Genomic DNA, 1,418 nt, shown 5'->3' on the forward strand with positions numbered 1-1,418 from the left:
TTTCGACTCGCTCCGCTGTGAGTGTTTGGGGTGGTTGGCCTGGGGCTGACTGGCAGGGTGGTTATGGGTTCGTCGTTGTGTTCGTGACTCATCGCTCCGCTGGCCTCGTTGTGGGTGCCTTCAGCAAGACGTGTCCGTTCATCGATGGCGAACCGGTGACCGCCCTGTCCGCCGCGTTGGCTTGATCAGAAGCCTGTCCGACGCCTCGCCAGGTACGCCCCTGGGGAGGCGTCGTGACCGATCACAGTGACGCCACGCGGTGGTCTCCTCAGAAGCGGCCACCGGTTCAGCGAACCCATCCTGTTCCGTTGATGAGGAGGAAGTCCGCAGTGTCAATCGTTGCAGATGTTTACAGATTCGTCGTTGGAGTCGACACTCACGCCGCCACGCACTCGTATTGCCTGGTGGAGGCGGCCACGGCCAGGACCGTCGATCAGGCCACGTTCCCGACCTCGTCGGCGGGGTTGCGGCGGGCGATCGCCTGGATCGAGCGTCGTACCGGTACTCGCATCCGCGAGACGCTGATCAGCGTCGAAGGCAGCAGTTCGTACGGCACCCGTCTGACGCGGGAACTGTTGCGGGCCGGGTACCGGGTGGTCGATGCGCCCTCGCCTCGTCGGGAGCGAGGAGGTTCGAAGACCGACGCGATCGACGCACACAAGGCGGCGGTGACGATGCTCGCTCGCCCCAGCGACGGCCTCGCCGATGCACGCACCGGTGACCTTCATGAATGCCTGAAGACGCTGCTGCCGGCCCGGGACCGGATGACGCGGGAGAAGACCCGTCAGTTCAACGCCATGGTGGCATTGCTGCGCGAGCACGACCTGGGTATCGATGCGCGAGGCAAACCCACACTGACCATCGTCAAGCAGATCGCCCGATGGCGCGAGCGTCCAAGCGATAGCCGGGCAAAGCAGTTCGCCCGTGCCGAGGTGATTACGTTAGCTCAGCGCATCGTCGCACTGCACGTCCAGCTCGCGCAGAACCTGGCCGCCGTGCGCGAACTGGTCGCCGCTCACGCACCGGTGCTATTGGAACTACCCGGAGTCGGACCGATCAGTGCCGGGCTGATCTTGAATGCGTGGGCCTACCGCGGACGGGTGAAGTCAGAGGCCGCGTGGGCGGCATTGGCCGGAGTCAGCCCGATCGAAATATCCTCCGGACAACGACAGTACCGACGCCTCAACCGAGGTGGCGACCGACAGCTGAACCGCGCACTGCACGCAATCGTCCTCACCAACAGTCGATGCGATCAACAGACCAAAGAATTCATCGCGGCCCGCATCACACAAGGTAAGAGCCCCCGCGCGATCCGACGCATCCTCAAACGCTACCTCGCCCGACGCATCTACCGGATCCTGAACCAGCCCGGAGCAGTCACCACCGCCGCTTGACAAACATAGAAGCGTCTCGCTCAA

At 63.9% G+C, this 1,418-nt stretch carries 1 protein-coding gene; it reads left to right on the forward strand.

What is annotated here, in order from left to right:
• The first annotated feature begins 311 nt into the window (after window positions 1–311).
• Window positions 312–1,394 (forward strand): IS110 family RNA-guided transposase, encoded by a 1,083-nt coding sequence (locus GSI01S_RS19370; RefSeq protein ID WP_244874931.1) that lies wholly within the window; start codon window positions 312–314, stop codon window positions 1,392–1,394.
• Window positions 1,395–1,418: the final 24 nt, after the last annotated feature.

Origin of the sequence: Gordonia sihwensis NBRC 108236 (assembly GCF_000333035.1) — a bacterium.
In the GTDB taxonomy this organism is placed as follows: Bacteria; Actinomycetota; Actinomycetes; order Mycobacteriales; family Mycobacteriaceae; genus Gordonia; species Gordonia sihwensis.